The following is a 16962-nucleotide window of genomic DNA, read 5'->3' as shown; positions in this document are numbered from 1 at the left end:
TTGCTTGACTCACGATTGAACTATGGTGGTCTTTATTATCATCGTTTTGGAAGACATGCCGCAGCGCATGGGTGATTTGCTGGTGCAAGGAGATATATGGTCGAGCAGTATTTTTCCGCCGAGCCCGCGTCCGAGGACGTGCGCCGTACGCTGACGGTGTCGCTGCAGGGCAACGAGGCAACGGTCGAGACGTCGAACGGCGTGTTTTCCGGATCGCGTCTTGATCTGGGCACGTCCGTACTGCTGCGCGAAGTGCCGGAACCTCCGCAGACCGGCACGTTCCTTGATCTGGGCTGCGGCTGGGGCCCGGTCTCGCTGGCGTTGGCGTTCGCATCCCCGGATGCCAGCGTGTGGGCAGTGGACGTGAACACGCGTGCGCTCGAGCTGACCGCGGCGAACGCGAAGCGCAACGGCTGCGGGAACGTGCATGTGACGCAGACGGACGAGTCCGGCGCTCCCCTGCCCGAGCAGACGGCGACGGCTTGCGAGCCGCTGCCAAGCGACGTGCGGTTCGACGTGATCTGGTCGAATCCGCCGATCCGCGTCGGCAAGGAGGCGCTGCACACACTGCTCATGACGTGGCTGCCGCGGCTGAAGCCTGCCGGCGGCACCGCGTATCTGGTGGTGCAGAAGAACCTTGGCGCCGACTCGCTGATCCCGTGGCTGGCGGGCGCGCTCGGCGACGATTACGAGGTAGGCAAGTACCATTCCGCCAAGGGGTACCGCGTCATCGAAGTGGTGCGCAACAAGTAGGCAAGCATATTCCATTCGCGGCTCCCCGCCATCGGGGAGCCGACTGCATGTTAGGGACAGTTCACTGATGAAATTCGAATATCCGTCCGAATTGCCGGTGTCGGCCGCGCGCGACGAGATCGCCGAGGCCGTCCGTCACAGTCAGGTCGTGATCGTGTCCGGCCAGACCGGTTCCGGCAAGACCACGCAGCTGCCGAAGATCCTGCTGGAATTGGGGCGCGGCTCACATGGCCGGCAGATCGTGCACACGCAGCCGCGTCGTCTGGCCGCGCGCACAGTCGCCGAGCGCATCGCCGCAGAGATGGGCGTGCGGCTAGGTGACGAGGTCGGCTATCAGGTGCGGTTCACCGACGAAAGCTCACCGAAGACACGCTTGCGCGTCGTGACCGACGGTATCCTGCTCGCACAGATCCAACGTGATCCCAAACTGAATCAGTACGACACGATCGTCATCGACGAGGCACACGAACGCAGCCTGAATATCGATTTTCTGCTTGGCTATCTGACCGCGTTGTTGCCGCAACGGCGCGATCTGAAACTCGTGATCACGTCCGCGACGATCGATTCGGTGAAGTTCAAGGAACATTTCGAGCATGCGCTGCACGACAAGGTTCCGGTGATCGAGGTGTCGGGCCGTACGTTCCCCGTGCAGATCGTGTATGAGCCGCTCGGCACCGCGCCGGCGCTCATGCGCAACGTGCCCGGGTTTGAGACCGGCGCGATGCCCGGAGAAGAGGCGTACGCGGAACTGTCCGCCGCGCCGAGCGCCGCCGAGCGGGGCGGTAGCGGCCGTGGCACGGACCGTGATACCGATATGGACATGCCGACGGCCGTGGCGCGCGCCTGCGCCGAGCTGGTCATCCATTCGAGCCATGAACGCGGTGCGCGCGACATTCTCGTGTTCGCTTCCGGCGAGCGCGACATCCACGAGTTCGAAAACGCGCTGCGCCGCCATTACGGCCCGCGTGCCGACGACATGCGCCGTCCGGATGCGATCGAGATCATGCCGCTGTTCGCGCGTCTGTCGGCCAAGGACCAGCACCGGGTCTTTGAACCGCATACGCACCAGCGCATCGTGATCGCCACGAACGTGGCCGAAACGTCGCTGACGGTGCCGGGCATCCGCTATGTGGTCGATCCGGGCACCGCGCGTATCTCCCGCTATTCGAAGACCGCGAAGGTCCAGCGGCTGCCGATCGAACCGATCAGTCAGGCGAGCGCCGACCAACGTTCCGGTCGATGCGGCCGTATCGCGGACGGCATCGCGATTCGTTTGTATTCGCGTGAGGATTACGAGACGCGACCCAGGTTCACCGAACCGGAGATCCTGCGCACCTCATTGGGCGCAGTGGTGCTGCACATGCTGTCGGTGGGCGTGGCGCGCACGGCCGAGGACGTGACGAACTTCGGGTTCATCGACCCGCCGGACATGAAGGCCGTTTCGGACGGCTTCAACGAGCTGACCGAACTGAAGGCCGTGGCCCGCAGACATGGCGAGGTGGTGCTCACGCATGTCGGCCGCCAGCTGGCACGCATCCCGATCGACGTGCGCTTGGGGCGCATGGTGATCGAAGCAGCGAAGTCGACCACGCCGGACACGTTGGCCGCAGTGCTCGTGATCGTCGCGTTCCTGAGCCTGCAGGACCCGCGTGAGCGGCCGGACGACGCTCGTGACGAGGCCGATCGCATCCACAACCGGTATGCCGACCCGACGAGCGACTATCTGACCGCGCTGAACATTTGGGACCGCATCTTCCAGGCGGACGGCGAACCGAGCAATTCTGCGCTGCGTCGCATCTGCAAGACCGAGTATTTCAGCTGGCTGCGCGTGCGCCAGTGGAAGGATCTGGTGAACCAGCTCACCGACATGTGCCGTGAGCTCAAGTTCACGGTCGGCTCCCCGCAGCCGGCGTCGCGGCCGAGCCTGGAGATCCGCCAGTTGCCGATCAACCAGCAGGCGGCCGGCTCGTTGCGCTGCTCGTGGGACGACCGCGGCATCCACACGTCGATGCTTGCCGGTCTGCTGTCGATGATGGGCATGCAGATCATCCGCGAGCCGAAGGCGTCCGACTTCACCGGGCTCAAGGGCGCGGCTCGCGCGAAGGCGATCAAGCGCGCGCAGAAGATGGCGAAGAACGACTATCAGGGTGCGCGCGGCACGCATTTCGCCCTGTTCCCGGCCTCGAGCGTGGCCAAGAGCACGCCCGCGTGGGTGATGAGCACGGAGCTGGTGGAGACGAGCAGGCTGTGGGCGCGCTATTCGGCGGCGATCGACCCGGCGTGGGCTGAGCCGCTGGCCGGCCAGCTTACGCGCACCACGTACGCGGAGCCGCACTGGTCCGGCTCGCGCGGCTCGGCGGTGGCGAGCGCGAAGGTGCTGTTGTACGGTCTGCCGATCGTGCAGGACCGCACCGTGCAATGGGGACGCATCAATCCGCCCGAAGCGCGTGATTTCCTGATCCGGCAGGGTCTGGTGGAAGGCGATATCCAGCAGCGGTTCAGCTACGACGAGTTCGTGGGCCGCAACCGCGACATTCTCGACGAGGCGGCCGACGATGCGAGCCGTACGCGTCAGGTCGCGCAGACGGTCAGCGACGAGGACCTGTTCGACTTCTACCAGTCGGTGATCCCGAACGACGTGACGTGCGTGGCAGATCTGGCGAAATGGTGGAAGCGCGAGCATGCCGAGCATCCGCATCTGCTGGACTTCGATCCGGACAAGGTGGAGCGCCTGGCGTCCGCGGAATCGGTGAGCCTGGCCGACTATCCCGATCATTGGCATACGCTCGGCACGGACGGCCAACCGATCGATCTGCGGTTGAGCTATGTGTACGATACGCATGATCCGGCCGACGGCGTGACCGTGCACGTGCCGCTCAAGGCATTGTCGAGGCTGACGCCGGAACAGTTCACGTGGAATGTTCCCGGATTGCTGGACGAACTGATCGTGGGGATGATCAAGGCATTGCCGAAGTCGCTGCGCGTGCAGTTCGTGCCAGCACCGGACAATGCCCGCAAGATTCGGGCGTGGATCGACGAGCATGTCGCCGATCTGCCGGGTTCCGGCGGGCGCAACAAGCCGAATCTGCCGCCGGCCAGTCTTCCCGGCATGGATAGTGCGGATACGACCGTCGGCGGAACGGACGCGGCACGTTGGCCCGATCTGCCGCATGTGTTCACGAGGGCGGCGATCGAGACGATCGGCGCGCAGATTCACCCGGAAGTGCTCACCGGCGAACTGTGGGAAAAGCTCAACCCGTACCTGCGCATGACGTTCGCGGTCGAACAGCAGTTGCCGGCGCCGAAGAACGCGCGAGGCCGGCGTGGCGCGCGAGGCCCGGTCAAAGTACTCGGCACCGGCAAGTCGCTGGTCGAGCTGCAGCGCAGGTTCGCGGCGCAGGCTGAGGCGTCGGCACGGCAGATGGTCAAGAAGCAGGCCGATCGCGCGGCCGACCAAGGCAAGCTGGTCGAACAGGCGAATCTGCTGCACAAGGCGGGGGCCACGACCGAGTCGCGCGCCGACATGCTGTGGCGCGGCGCATTGGACGCGCTGCGGCTGCCGTCCGAACGTATTTCGTCGCGTTGGCTGGGCGCGGAGGCGCTCATGCTGGCGTCCGCGCCGTACAAGACCACCAAGGATCTGGTGGAGGATCTGCAACTGGCCGCGGTCAAACGGCTGCTGCCGAAGGTCGACTCGCTGCCGGACGACGACGCGCTGGCCGACGCGGTGCTGGGCGTCACGGAAGTGTTCGAGGACACCGTGTATGCGGTGGCGCACGACGTGATCACGATCCTCAAACGCTACGCGGAAGTCGACAAGGCGACGAGCGGCAAGGCCGACCTGCCGATGCTCTCGGTGCTGCAATCGGTGCGCGAGCATATCGCCACGCTGGTGTTCCCCGGATTCATCGGCGCCGCTCCCCCGGATGCGCTGGCGAACATCCCCCGCTACCTGCAGGCCGACATGATGCGGCTGGCGAAGGCGAAAACCGACAAGAACCGTGACGTGCGCTGGGCGTGGGAGGCCGACGAGGCCAAGCAGCTGGTTGACAAGGCCCAGGCCCGTGCCAAGGCGGAGCCGGCCGGTCCGAAACACGAGGCGCTCGCCAAACAGGCACAGACGGCCCGTTGGATGCTCGAGGAGTTCTACGTGTCCCTGTGGGCGCAGGAACTCGGCACGGCCAAACCGATCAGCATCAATCGCATCAAAAAGGCGCTGGCACAGTAACCAAAGCGCTGGCACAGTAACCGCCGTAACCGTCCGCTCACGCGGACGGTACCTCGACGTGACCGTTATCCTCCGTATGTTCACACGACTGGCATGGCGACGCGAACATACGGAGGAACACAGCGATCCCATATGTCCGTATGTTCGCATCCCTGTCGCGATCGCGCGAACATACGGACATTACCGTCGCTGCGAGCGGCCCGGGATGGTGGTTCAGGCGTTGATGAGCGCGTCGCGGCGGGCGATGAGCTGGTCGATCGCAGTGTCGCCTTCAATGACGGTGAACGTGACGGTCTTGCGTTCGGTGGCCTGCGGTGCGATCGTGTGCAGGTCGCCGCGCTGCTCGTGCCAGCCGCGGCCGTGCACGCTCGAGTTCGACGGCTCGAGGCCGACCACGTAGTCGCCAGAACCCATTGACTTCCATTCCATGAAGTACGGGAAGTCGGCCGCGTCGAATTCGATCACCACACCCAAGCCGAGCGTGCGGTTGACGACGGCGGCGAAACTGCGACCGTTCGCATCCGCGACCAGATCGTGCAGATACACGCTTTCCGGCTTGTTCGCGACCGGCGCGCCGATCTCGTTCCACGGGGTCGTGTCGGCGGCGGTCGTCTCGTCGCGCGGCGTGGCCTTGCGGCTCGGGATCACGACCTCGGCGCCCTCCGCCAGCAACGGCCAGCCGAAATTGCAGTGGTACATCCACATGAGCGGCTCGGCGCGGAAGCTTTCGTTGGTCACCTCGTCCTCGACCGTGATCGTGGACGTGCCATACACGCTCGTGATGCGCCGGCGCAGCACCATGTTCTCTCCGAACAGTTCGGCCTCGCGCATCTCGCCCGACACCTCGAGCACATACCGGTCGTTCTCGTCCCAATACGCGTCGGAAGAGACGTGCTCAGCCGGCGTGGTGCGGATGCGCCCGTGCATCGGATAGCTGCCGGCCGGGTACTTGGAGTCTGCGGGAGTCACGTACGGCGCGCAGATGTTCTCGAACCCGCACGTGAAGAACAGGCCGCCCATGATCGAACGCTGAGCCTCGGCGCCGTTGGTGTCGAATTGGTTGCGGCCGTTCAAACCCGGCTTGGACAGGAACGTGAGGTTCTCGCCGCGGTATTCGATCTGCGCGATGTCGAGCGCGCGGTCGGCCATCGACATGAAGCGCAGCGGACCGTTCTTGACCTCGATGCCGCGCAGTCCGTGCGAGCGACCCTCCTGATATTCGATCGGACGCGTATAGGCGGCCTGCTGGATGCTGCCCATATGGGCGAGCATGTCGGCACGGGTCGGGTTGTTGTGATTGACGAGCATATGCATACCTCCTTGTAGCGGCGTTGCGCCGTGGCGTTTCCTCCCCACACTGTACCCGATCACACGTCTTTGGCAAGCGCTTTCCGCGCGCGTGCCGCAATTTATCGCAGGCCTTCCTGAGCCGACCGGACAACTGAACCGGCGACCGATGTCCTCTTCCGCAGTAGACTGACCATGACATCGACCGGCAGGGGCTACGGCGTCATGCGAACGATATCGTCATCGATCTTCGATGGACGGCGGCGTTCGACTCATCGTGACGTTGACCGAAATCAGCTGGGAAACCACCATCGCATCGCAGCTGAAAGGAACAACCATGTCTGATTCGAGCATGTCGCATCGCGTATCGCAGCCGGACGCACCGTCAACCACGCAACCGGCGACCTCGAGACCAACCGACACGCAACCGTCATCCGATCACCCGATCCTGCCGATCGTCATCATGATGATCGGCTCGTTCACCGCCATCCTCAACCAGACGCTCATGACGAGCGCCCTGCCGCATCTCATGCTCGACTTCGGCGTCACCAGCAACACCGCACAATGGCTAAGCACCGGGTTCATGCTCACCAACGGCATCATGATCCCGGTCACCGCGTTCCTCATCCAACGGTTCACGACGCGCCAGCTGTTCTTCTACGCGATCGGCATGTTTCTGTTCGGCACGCTCGTGTGCCTGTGCGCGCCCGGCTTCTGGGTGCTGCTGGCCGGCCGCGTCTTGCAGGCCACGGGCGCGGGCATCCTTATGCCGCTGCTGCAGACCGTGCTGTTCCTCACGTTCCCGCCGAGCAAGCGCGGCACGGCAATGGGCTGGTTCGGCATGGTCATCGCGTTCGCGCCGGCGATCGGCCCGACCCTGTCCGGCCTGATCATCGACCTGCTGCCGTGGCGTTTCCTGTTCGTGCCGCTCGTGGTGATTGCCGTGGGCGTGCTCGCCGCCGCGATCCCGACGGTGCGCAACGTCACGCCACAGACCGATCCGACGATCGATGTGCCGTCGGTCGCGCTGTCGACGCTCGGGTTCGGCAGTCTGCTGCTCGGGTTCTCGCTGGCCGGCCAGTCCGGCTGGACCTCTCTTGACACGCTCATCTCGCTGGCAGTCGGCGCGGTGTCACTGGTCGCGTTCGTCATCCGACAGCTGCGTCTGCCACGCCCGCTGCTTAACTTCCGCGTGTTCGCGCGGCCGATGTTCACGTTGCCGATGATCGTGATCGTGCTGGTGTTCGTCACGTTCATCTCGACGATGAACATCCTGCCGATGTTCATTCAGAACGTGCTAGGGATGACCGCGCTGCAGTCCGGTCTGCTGCTGGCGGGCGGCGGCATCGCCGAGGGCGTGTTCAATCCGGTCGCCGGCCGTCTGTTCGACCGGGTCGGCATCCGTCGCATCGCTCCCCCGGCGATTGGTATCGTCGCTGCGGCGTCGTTCGCATTGTCGCGGATGGATGCGGGCACGCCGGCATGGTATCCGGCCGTGTTCTTCACGTTGATGATGGCTGGCGTCGCATTCTGTCTGATGCCGCTGACGACGACCGCGCTCAACCAGCTGGCCGGGCCGCTCATTCCGCACGGCACGGCGATGAACAACACGCTGCGGCAGACGTGCGCGGCGATCGGCATCGCGATCTGTTTCACGGTCATGACGACGAATACGCGGCCTGCATCGGTCGTCGGTTCGGCTGCGGCGGGACTTGCGCACGGCGTGGATGCGGTGTTCGTCGTCTCGACCGTCGTGTCTCTCGTCGCATTCGCATTGTCGCTGTTCGTGCGCGACGGACGGCGGTGATCGCTACGCTTCGACCAGTTCGGGCGCACGACGCGTCGAGAAGCGGAACATGAGCGCGGCGAACACGATGCCGACCACGGCCATGCCGGCGATCACCCACATGCTCGACGAGAATCCCCGCACGTAGGATGCGGCCTCGCCCGCACCATTCCGGGCCGCCGCGGCGGAGAATTCGGACAGCAGCGCGCTGGCCACGGCCGTGCCGATCGCGCCGGCGAGCTGCTGGATGGTGTTCATCACGGCCGAGCCGTCGGCGTTGAGCCGTGCGGGCAGCTGGTTCAACGCATGGGTCTGGTCGGGCACGAGCACGAATCCGGAGAACGCCATGAACACCGCGTAGGCGATGGCCACCGCAACCACACTGTTGGACGCGACGATGAACACCGCATCCATCACGGTCACGACCACAAACCCGGTCATGATGAACTTCGGCGGGAAGTGGCTTTTCAGCGCACCGCCGATCAGCGGCGCCGCGATCGCGCCGACCACCGCGCCCGGCAGCAGCGTCAGTGCCGCGGGCAGACTGCCCAGTCCGAAGCCGCGCTGCAGCAGGATCGGCAGCATGAAGTTCAGCCCGAGCACGCCGCCGGACGCCATGAGCAGGATCAGCATGCCGAGCGAAAACCCGGGATAGGCGAACACGCGCACCTCGACCAACGGCCGCGGCATGCGCAGCTGCGCGATCACGAACACGGCCAGGATCGCGATGCTCGCGGCCAGGGTCAGCCAGAACCGCCAGTCGCCGTTCCAGCTCGCGAAGAAGCTCACCGCAACGATCAGTCCGGCGAGTCCGGCCGCAACCAGCAGCAGCGACGGCACGCTGATCGTTGCCGGTTCTCCGTCTCCGGAGTGGCGGATCTCCGGCACAGTGGCCATGCCGAGCAGGAACGCGACGGCGAGGAACGGCAGCATCGTGTAGAAGATCCAATGCCAGTCGAGCCATTCCATGACCATGCCGCCGAACACCGGGCCGATGGCCGGCGCGGCGCAGGTGACGAGGCTGACGATGCCGAGCATCGAACCACGCTGTTCGAGCGGCGCCTTCTCGAGGATGATGTTGGTGATGAGCGGCAGCGAGATGCCGGTGCCGAGCGCCATGACGAGACGTGCGGCGAGCAGCATCGGGAAACTCACGGCGAACGCGCCGATCAGCGTGCCGGCGGTGAAGATCGCGACCGCCGCGATGAACAGGGTTTTCGTCGCGAACCGGCGTACCATGAACGGCGAGCTGGGGATCGCGACCGACAACAGCAGCAGGTAACCGGTGGTGAGCCATTGCACGGTGGATGCGTCGACCGCGAACTCCTGCATCAGCGTGGAGTAGGCGATGTTGAGCGACGTCTCCGACAGGATGCCGAGGAACGTAAGGATCGCGAGCGCGACCACGCACACGACGATGGCGGTCGGCACAGGTCGTTTGGCGCTGGCGGCTTGGGCCGTTGCGGCCTGGGCGGACGGCGGCGTGGTCCGCGCGCCCTCGCCTCTGCTGGTATCGCGTTCGTTCATGGATTCATCCTCCGTTACGGCATCAATTGTTGTATATCAAACAATGTGCCATAGTACCGGCGAATGTTACGTGAAACTCACTCGCCGAGTTCGCGCTTGAGCCATTGGCGTTCGGCATCGATTTCGGCGTCGTGGATCATGAGGACGGCGCGACGGTATTTGTCGGCGACCTTGTCGTTGTCGATCGGCCCTTCGCCGTCGCTGTACAGTCGGCGCACGTCGCAGCCGAGCGAGTCGAGACGGCGTTGCAGTACGGCGCGGCGGTCCGTCTCGTCGGGGATGACGGACAGGAACGAGAGGACGACGGCCCATTTGGTGATGTTGGTGAGGTTGTAGCCGCTCGTGTTCCTCAGCTCCTCGACCAGCCTCTCGCGGCCGGCGGGCTCCAAGTGGAATTCGCGCAGACGGCGGCCGTTGACGACGGTGAAGGTCTCGCCGATGTAGCCGGCCTTGACGAATTTGTTCGTCACCGAGTGCAGCGTGCCGTCGGAGACGGCCTGCATGTAGCCCTGCAGCTGCTCCATCTTCTTGCGCAGACGGTATCCGCACAGCGGCCCCTCGCTCAGGAAGCCCAGGGTCATGAGTTCTATCGTGTTCATCATACGTTCATGATATCTCAGTCCGAGATATCTCGAAACGACACGCCGACGACGAACATCGTCACGCCTTACATCAACGGCGGAATCATGCCGATCTTGCGTCATCTATAAATCTTTTCGATATATCTCAGTTTGAAATATCTCTTTCCGAGGTGCATACTGGCATCAGCGCGAACGCAGCGGACGACGAAACCTCCACCGCAACGGTCGCACGGCCCATAACCGAACCAGACAAACCACCACAGCCGCCGCGAGACGCCCAGCAGCACAGCGCACGACGCGCGGCGCCACCGAAAGGAACACCATCATGAGCACCATCACCATCTTCGGCGCAGGCAACATCGGCTCCGCGGTCGCAGGGCTGGCCGTCAAGTCCGGCGCGAGCGTGCAGGTCATCGACCGCAACCCGGACAAGGCCGCCGCCGCGGCCGAAGGTGTCACCGGCGCGAAGTTCGGCGAGGCCACGGTCTCCGGCGACATCGTCGTGCTCGCTCTGCCGTTCCCGGCCTACGACGAGGTGCTCGCCGTCTACGCCGACCAGCTGGCCGGCAAGACCGTGGTCGACGTGGCCAACCCGATCGACTTCACCACCTTCGACCTCGCCCTGCCCGCCGGCCACCAGTCCGCCGCCGAATACGTGGCCGCCAAACTGCCGAACAGCAAGGTCGTCAAGGGCTTCAACACCACGTTCGCCGCCACCCTGGCCACCGGCGAAAACGACGGCGCGCCCACCGTCGTCCAACTCGCCTCCGACGACGAGACGGCGAAGAAGTCCGTCGCCGCGTTCATCGAGGCCGCCGGCCTCAAGACCGTGGACGCCGGCGCCCTCAAGCGCGCGCAGTACCTCGAGGGCTACGGCGCGCTGCAGATCATCCTCGGCGTGACCGAGCAGACCCCCTGGACCGGCGGCTTCAAGGTCGTCAAGTAGGCAACCGATCAATCGAAGACGGCCGTAAGTCAGCATCTTCGCGCTGCCTCCATTGACTTACGGTCGCCTTCCCCTTTCCCGGCGACCGTAAGTCAACAGGATTGCCGCCCTCTTGTTGACTTACGGTCGTTTCGAGACGCGAAAAAAGACCGTAGGTCAACAGAATCGGTTTGATCATGCTGACCTACGGCCTTGGGATGCCGAGGACACCGAGAGAGTTTTACGCCAAGGCGCGGTAGGCGTCCTCATCCACCGGCTCGAGCCACTCGTTCGACGCGCCCTCGGCCTTGGGCATGATGGCCACGTGCGCGAACGACTCGGTCGGCGCCGCGCCGTGCCAGTGCTTCGTCTCCGGCGGAATGTAGGCCACGTCGCCGGGCTTCAGTTCGACCGGCTCCTGGCCCTCGATCTGGTAGTAGCCGCGCCCGCCCACGGCGAGCAGGATCTGGCACACGCCGTGGTGGATGTGCCAGTGGTTCGTGCAGCCCGGCTCGAACGTGACGTTTGCCACCGACACCTGACCGTCCGCCGCAAGCGGCGCGAGATAGCTCTGGCCTTCAAAATACTGCGCGTACGCGTCGTTCGGCTCGCCAAGCGGGAATGCGCTCGGATTGTCCATGATGCCTCCTTGTGACTCTTGTTCTTGTTCCGCGCCGCGGTCATGTCAACAGCATCGTCATGACCGCAGTCTCATCACCGACGTTAGAAACTTCGAGCGCTCGAAGTCAATCTTGCTCCGTCGCCACCGAGCCTTTCTCCACCAACGCGCACCTGATCCGCCCCTGATCCACGGATAGATCAGGCAGCACGGCGCAGGTCGTCACCGCGTCAAGCGCGCCGGGCAGATCGCGTCCCTCGATCATCGAGATCAGCTTGCACGCGCCCCAATACCCCATCTCATAATGCGGCAGTTCGATGGATGTCAGTCGGGGCTCGAAGAACACGGACAGCAACTCGAAATTGTCCACGCTGACCACCGACAGGTCCCGGCCGACACGCAGACCGCGCCGCACGGCCGCCTCGTAAATGAACCGCGTACGCACGTCGTTGAAGCAGAACACGCCGTCTGCGCCCGTGTCCAGCAACGCTTCGGCCTGCGCGTCGGCATCAACCTTCTCGTCTGGGTCGAATACCAGCCGTTCATCACGCACGATGCCAGCACGCTCCAACGCCGCGTAATACCCGGCGAGTCGCCTCGGCTGCGCGATGATCGTCGTCGGCGAACCATAGTACGCGATGCGACGGCATCCGGCGGACAACAGTCGCGTCGTCGCGTCCTCACCTATCCCCTGCTCGTCCGGTGCTATGGACGGACACCGACCGGTCTTGTCTTCGGCGTCCACCATGACCGTGGGGCAGCCGTCGAGTGAGTCCGGCAGCGTCATCACCCGGTCGTACATGGCCGCGTAGAGGAATCCGTCGACGCCATAGCGACGCAGCATGCTGATCTGTTCACGTTCGAGTTCCGCATCGTTGCCAGTGTTGACGACTGTCAGCAAGTATCCGAACGTGCGGGCGGCGTCCTGCGCCCCGAGGATGATGCGTCCGGCGTATGGCGTGGTGGCGACGTCGTCGCCGATCAGTCCGAGCATGTGGCTGCGGTTGGTGCGCAGTCCGCGCGCGATGGGATTGATCATGTATCCCATTGACTCGGCCTGCTCGCGTATCGCATGGGCGATTTCGAGTTTGATACGTCCCTGGTCCTTGCCGTTGAGCACGCGGGAGACCGTCGCCGTGGAGACCCCGGTCTTGAGCGCAATATCCTTCATCGTGACCATATGCATTCCCCGTTGCGTCGATGTCGATGTAGCACCGTTCATAGTAACGTGCCCCGTTCCGTTCGCTGTCCGCCATGTTATGCGCCAAGCGCCGGCGTCATATGGGGACGGCGGAAGCCGGAGCTGCTCGCGCGATCACGCGTTCCTCGCTCCGGCTCATGTTTTGTCTTCCGACTCGGCTCAGCCCTTGACCGCGCCGAGCATCACGCCCTTGTTGAAGTACTTCTGCAGGCAGGGGTACAGCACGAGCAACGGGATCGTGGCGACGATGATCACGCCGAACTTGATCTGGTCGGCGAGCTGCTGCTGCGCGGCGGCGTTGAGGTTCGAGGCGACGGATTGCGAGACGAGCAGGATCTGCTGGAGCACGACCTGCAACGGCTGTTTGTTCTGGTCGGAGATGTAGATCAGGCCGGTCATGAAGTCGTTCCAGTGGCCGACGAAATAGTACAGTCCGATCACGGCGAGGATGGCAGGGCTCAATGGCAGCACGACCTTGAAGAAGTAGCCGAGATAGCCGAGTCCGTCGATCTGCGCCGCATCATGCAGCTCCTCGGGAATGGACGACTCGAAGAACGAGCGGGCGACGATCACGTTGTATACGCTCACCGCGCCGGGCAGGATGAACACCCACATCGTGTCGATGATGCCGAGCTGCTGGAACAGCAGGTAGTTTGGCACGAGGCCGCCGGCGAAGAACATGGTGACGGTGAACAGGAACAGGATGACGCGGCGCGGTTTGAATTCGGGGCGGGACAGGGCGAATGCGCACGGGATGGTCACCGCCATATTGACCGCGGTGCCGAGTACCGAGTAGACGATGGTGTTCCAGTAGCCGCGCCAGATCTGCGCGTTGGCGAAGATCTTCGCATAGCCGGCGAACGTGATACCGGAGGGCAACAGTCGCGTCTGGCCGGAGGCGACGCTGTTCGGGTCGGAGAACGAGGATATGACGACGAACCACAGCGGGTACAGCACGATCAGCACGACGAGCAGGATCAGGCCGTCGATAACGCCAAGGGTGATCCAGTCTCCGACTGTGCGCCGTTCGCGCTGCTTTGTGTTCCATGGGATGTCGTTGCCGTTGGGCTTGGGGGCCTGGGCCACGGTCGTGGCGATTGATGCGCTCATGATGATGCTCCTTCTCGTCTTAGAAGATGCTCGCGTTGGACACTCGCTTCGAGATCGCGTTGGCCGCGACCAGGAAGACGAAGTTGACGACGGTGTTGAACAGGCCGATGGCCGTGGAGTAGGAGAACTGGAAGTTGATCATGCCGATCTTGTACACGTAGGTGGAAATCACCTCGGTGGCCGGCAGGTTCAGCGTGTTCTGCATGAGGAAGATCTTGTCGAAGCCGACGTTGAGCACGGAGCCCATGTTGAGGATGAGCAGCACGCCGCAGGTCGGCAGGATCGCCGGGAAGTCGACGTAGCGTATGAGCTGCAGACGGCCGGCGCCGTCGAGTTTGGCGGCCTCGTACAGGGATGTGTCCACGGAGCTCAGCGCGGCGAGGTAGATGATCGCGTTCCAGCCGCAGTGCTGCCAGACCTCGGAGATCCAGTAGACGGCGGTGATCGCGCCCGTGCTGCCCATAAGGCTTTCGTCGCCGAAGAACTGGCCGATGATGCCGGTGTTCGGCGCGAGGAAGATGTTGAGCATGGAGACGATGACCACGATCGAGATGAAGTGCGGCATGTACGTGATGGTCTGTACGAAGCCCTTGATCTTCTGCGAGTGGATCTGGTTGATGAGCAGGGCGAGGATGATAGGGAAGATGAAGCCCATGACCAGCGTCCACAGGCTGATGCGGACCGTGTTCGTCATGATCTCGCCGAACAGCGGCGAGCGGAAGAACTTGTTGAAGTATCTGAATCCGACGAAATCGCCGCCGGTCAGTCCCTTGTCGGGGTCGAACTCGCGGAAGGCGAGTTGGATTCCCCACATCGGCACGTAGGCGAACAGCCCCACGAACACGAGGGCGGGCAGAGTGAGCAGCCACAGTTCCCAGTACCGGCGGAAGTGGTCGGCGATGAGGGCGAAAGGATTTGATTTGCGCGTCGGTTCCTGCATGGGCAGGCCGGCGGCCGAGACTGTGTTGGTTGACATGATGATGCTTTCGATGGTGATGAAATCATGGATAGTGACGGCCATCAGCAAAGCCGTCGCATACGAGGAAGGTGGGGTCTATCGGCCGGATCGGCGGTCACGGCCGACGGACCCGCAATGGCTGCGCCGGGAAAAGGGGAAAACCGGCGCAAGTGTTGATTGATGGCGGAGGCCGGTTGGCCACCGTCGCGGCTATTTGACGGCCTGGTCGTAGTACTTCTGCCAGATCGCGATGTTCTCCTCGAGACCGAGCGTGGGTTCGGCGATGTTCTTGAGGTACGTGTTCCATTCCTTGTCGATGCCGCCGCGCTGCACCCACTTCGCCAGCTGGTTGTTGGCGTAGTTGCCGATGGACGTGTTGTTGTCCGACAGGGTGTCGAGGTCGTCGCTGCTGGGGCGTACGTAGATCGGGATTACGTCGCCGGTCGGGTCGACGCGGTCCAACGCATCCTCGACGGCCTTGTTGGCTTCGGTCACCTGATCGGCGTTGTCGTCGTTGACGATGGTCGCGTCGTCCGGCACCCATCCGGCGAATCGGTCCTGCAATGCGATGGCTCGCGTGTCGGGGTATTCGGCGTACGCCTTCTCACGGTCGATGGTGTACGTGTGATCGCCGTCGTCGGACAGCGTGGTCGGAATGGAACCGAAGTAGCCTTCGACCGACAGTTTCTCGCCGTACATCGCGTTGACGATCTTGTAGACGGCCTGCTTGTTCGCGGCCTTCGGGCTGACGGACAGGCTGTAGGCGAATTCAGTAGCATCCTGCGAATAATCCCATTTCACGTCCGATTCGGGCGTGGATGCCGTCTTCTTGAGTGGTGGAACACTTACGTACTGGTCCGCCAGACTGTTGCCGTATTCGCTGTATGCGGACCATCCGAACGTGACGCCGGTCAGCGCGGTCTTGCCGTCATTGACCGTCTGCGCGACGTACTGCGAGTCGTCGCGGGTGAACGTGTCCTTCGGGATCAGTCCTTCGGCCACGAGTCCGTGCAGGAAGGAGATAACGTCCTTGAGTTCCTCGGACGTGTAGTAGCTTTTCACCTTGCCGTCCTGCACGTAGTAGCCTTGCGAGGACGCGCTCGACCCCATGAAGTTGGTGACGACGCCGGACGAGTTGAGCAGCACCAGCGGACTCCAGAGGCCGAAGCCGAGGCTTCGGATGTTCATCGGGATCTCATCGGCCTTTCCGTTGCCGTTGGGGTCCTTGGTCTTGAACGCTTCGAGCACGGTATTGAGTTCGTCCCATGTGGTCGGCATCTTCAGCCCGAGCTTGTCGAGCCATTGCTTGTTGATGAACATGTGCGTGGCGGAGACGCGGTAGCCCTTGCCTCGATCGGACGGCAGGAGCTTGATCTGTCCGTCGCTGTTCTCGGCCATCTTGCGGGCCACCGGATGCGCCTCGAAGAACGCTTGGACGTTCGGCAGCTCATCGAGATGCGCTCCGATGTCCTCGAACTGGTTCGGATACCGGCTCACGTCGGTGGGATCGTACAGGGTCAGGCCGATGTCCGGAAAATCGTTGGCGACCATCTTCGGCGCCTTCTGCTGGCCCCATGAACTGTCGGCGATCTCCTCCCAGTCGATGGTGCAGCCGCAGGCCTCCTCCAACTGCTTGGAATATTCGGTGTCCTTCATCGGATTGTCGGTGACGTTGCGACGCACACGGATGGTGACGATCGGCCTGCCGTCCGCATCGACGGTGGGCTTGCTGTTGCCGCATCCCGCCAGCGGCACGCACAGCACGACCGCGGCCATTGCGGACGCCATGATCCTACGGATGCGCAAACTACGGCGTTCCATAAGTCTCCTTACATTGATTCTCTTCCGCCGGAGGACTCAACCACTTCATTGTCGATGACCTTCAGCTTTGCCGTCCTCGGATAGCAGAAAATATATCACGGCAATCGATTGCCGGCAATCGATTGCCGTTCGGCGTGTCGAACCGCTTCGACGCAGAAGAGTCATG

Annotated in this window: 12 protein-coding genes; 4 read left to right on the top strand and 8 right to left on the bottom strand. The window is 63.4% G+C overall.

Annotated features, from left to right (window positions below; genetic code table 11):
• The first annotated feature begins 96 nt into the window (after window positions 1-96).
• Both KIH76_RS03385 and KIH76_RS03380 read left to right on the top strand, forming a co-directional pair.
• Complete coding sequence (locus KIH76_RS03385) at window positions 97-753, top strand: class I SAM-dependent methyltransferase (RefSeq protein ID WP_214374655.1); 657 nt, start codon at window positions 97-99, stop codon at window positions 751-753.
• Between the two features lie 67 nt (window positions 754-820).
• Complete coding sequence (locus KIH76_RS03380) at window positions 821-4981, top strand: DUF3418 domain-containing protein (RefSeq protein WP_219069331.1); 4161 nt, start codon at window positions 821-823, stop codon at window positions 4979-4981.
• Between the two features lie 213 nt (window positions 4982-5194).
• Here the strand turns inward: KIH76_RS03380 and KIH76_RS03375 are convergent, their stop codons facing one another.
• A complete protein-coding gene (locus KIH76_RS03375) occupies window positions 5195-6289 on the bottom strand; it encodes an aldose 1-epimerase family protein (RefSeq protein WP_219069329.1) in 1095 nt (364 codons plus the stop codon).
• A 316-nt stretch (window positions 6290-6605) separates the two neighbouring features.
• Here KIH76_RS03375 and KIH76_RS03370 point away from each other — a divergent pair, with 316 nt between their 5' ends.
• Window positions 6606-8075: a DHA2 family efflux MFS transporter permease subunit gene (locus KIH76_RS03370; RefSeq protein ID WP_219069328.1), complete on the top strand. Its 1470-nt coding sequence runs from the start codon at window positions 6606-6608 to the stop codon at window positions 8073-8075.
• Window positions 8076-8078: 3 nt separating this feature from the next.
• Here KIH76_RS03370 and KIH76_RS03365 read toward each other — a convergent pair whose 3' ends face one another.
• Together KIH76_RS03365 and KIH76_RS03360 are read right to left on the bottom strand one after the other, a co-directional pair.
• Complete coding sequence (locus KIH76_RS03365) at window positions 8079-9581, bottom strand: MFS transporter (protein ID WP_214374659.1); 1503 nt, start codon at window positions 9579-9581, stop codon at window positions 8079-8081.
• A gap of 77 nt (window positions 9582-9658) precedes the next feature.
• On the bottom strand, window positions 9659-10183 hold the full coding sequence (locus KIH76_RS03360) for a PadR family transcriptional regulator (RefSeq protein WP_236036795.1): 525 nt from the start codon (window positions 10181-10183) through the stop codon (window positions 9659-9661).
• A gap of 136 nt (window positions 10184-10319) precedes the next feature.
• Here KIH76_RS03360 and KIH76_RS03355 point away from each other — a divergent pair, with 136 nt between their 5' ends.
• Complete coding sequence (locus tag KIH76_RS03355; RefSeq protein ID WP_214374678.1) at window positions 10320-11108, top strand: NADPH-dependent F420 reductase; 789 nt, start codon at window positions 10320-10322, stop codon at window positions 11106-11108.
• A gap of 220 nt (window positions 11109-11328) precedes the next feature.
• On the opposite strand, the gene KIH76_RS03350 is transcribed toward KIH76_RS03355, so the two are convergent.
• The 5 genes from KIH76_RS03350 to KIH76_RS03330 form a co-directional block, all read right to left on the bottom strand.
• Complete coding sequence (locus KIH76_RS03350) at window positions 11329-11727, bottom strand: cupin domain-containing protein (RefSeq protein WP_214374660.1); 399 nt, start codon at window positions 11725-11727, stop codon at window positions 11329-11331.
• A gap of 106 nt (window positions 11728-11833) precedes the next feature.
• A complete protein-coding gene (locus KIH76_RS03345; protein ID WP_214374661.1) occupies window positions 11834-12886 on the bottom strand; it encodes a LacI family DNA-binding transcriptional regulator in 1053 nt (350 codons plus the stop codon).
• 180 nt (window positions 12887-13066) lie between these two features.
• Window positions 13067-14017, bottom strand: a complete 951-nt coding sequence (locus tag KIH76_RS03340) for a carbohydrate ABC transporter permease (protein ID WP_214374662.1) — start codon at window positions 14015-14017, stop codon at window positions 13067-13069.
• A 19-nt stretch (window positions 14018-14036) separates the two neighbouring features.
• A complete protein-coding gene (locus tag KIH76_RS03335; RefSeq protein ID WP_236036815.1) occupies window positions 14037-14957 on the bottom strand; it encodes an ABC transporter permease in 921 nt (306 codons plus the stop codon).
• 228 nt (window positions 14958-15185) lie between these two features.
• The gene (locus KIH76_RS03330; RefSeq protein WP_214374664.1) at window positions 15186-16796 is read right to left on the bottom strand and encodes a type 2 periplasmic-binding domain-containing protein; all 1611 of its coding nucleotides are present in this window, start codon (window positions 16794-16796) and stop codon (window positions 15186-15188) included.
• Between the last annotated feature and the right edge of the window lie 166 nt (window positions 16797-16962).

The sequence above is a fragment of the Bifidobacterium simiiventris genome (genome assembly GCF_019331715.1).
Classification (GTDB): Bacteria; Actinomycetota; Actinomycetes; order Actinomycetales; family Bifidobacteriaceae; genus Bifidobacterium; species Bifidobacterium simiiventris.
Note: the sequence above shows the minus strand (reverse complement) of the source record. Positions and strands in the feature narration are given on the sequence as shown.

Excerpts from the sequence above, each read along its gene's own strand:
- KIH76_RS03380 (WP_219069331.1), top strand. The coding sequence starts at position 821 with ATGAAATTCGAATATCCGTCCGAATTGCCGGTGTCGGCCGCGCGCGAC.
- KIH76_RS03350 (WP_214374660.1), bottom strand. The coding sequence starts at position 11,727 with ATGGACAATCCGAGCGCATTCCCGCTTGGCGAGCCGAACGACGCGTAC.
- KIH76_RS03385 (WP_214374655.1), top strand. The coding sequence starts at position 97 with ATGGTCGAGCAGTATTTTTCCGCCGAGCCCGCGTCCGAGGACGTGCGC.
- KIH76_RS03335 (WP_236036815.1), bottom strand. The coding sequence starts at position 14,957 with ATGCAGGAACCGACGCGCAAATCAAATCCTTTCGCCCTCATCGCCGAC.
- KIH76_RS03375 (WP_219069329.1), bottom strand. The coding sequence starts at position 6,289 with ATGCTCGTCAATCACAACAACCCGACCCGTGCCGACATGCTCGCCCAT.
- KIH76_RS03345 (WP_214374661.1), bottom strand. The coding sequence starts at position 12,886 with ATGGTCACGATGAAGGATATTGCGCTCAAGACCGGGGTCTCCACGGCG.
- KIH76_RS03365 (WP_214374659.1), bottom strand. The coding sequence starts at position 9,581 with ATGAACGAACGCGATACCAGCAGAGGCGAGGGCGCGCGGACCACGCCG.
- KIH76_RS03330 (WP_214374664.1), bottom strand. The coding sequence starts at position 16,796 with ATGGAACGCCGTAGTTTGCGCATCCGTAGGATCATGGCGTCCGCAATG.
- KIH76_RS03340 (WP_214374662.1), bottom strand. The coding sequence starts at position 14,017 with ATGAGCGCATCAATCGCCACGACCGTGGCCCAGGCCCCCAAGCCCAAC.
- KIH76_RS03370 (WP_219069328.1), top strand. The coding sequence starts at position 6,606 with ATGTCTGATTCGAGCATGTCGCATCGCGTATCGCAGCCGGACGCACCG.
- KIH76_RS03360 (WP_236036795.1), bottom strand. The coding sequence starts at position 10,183 with ATGATGAACACGATAGAACTCATGACCCTGGGCTTCCTGAGCGAGGGG.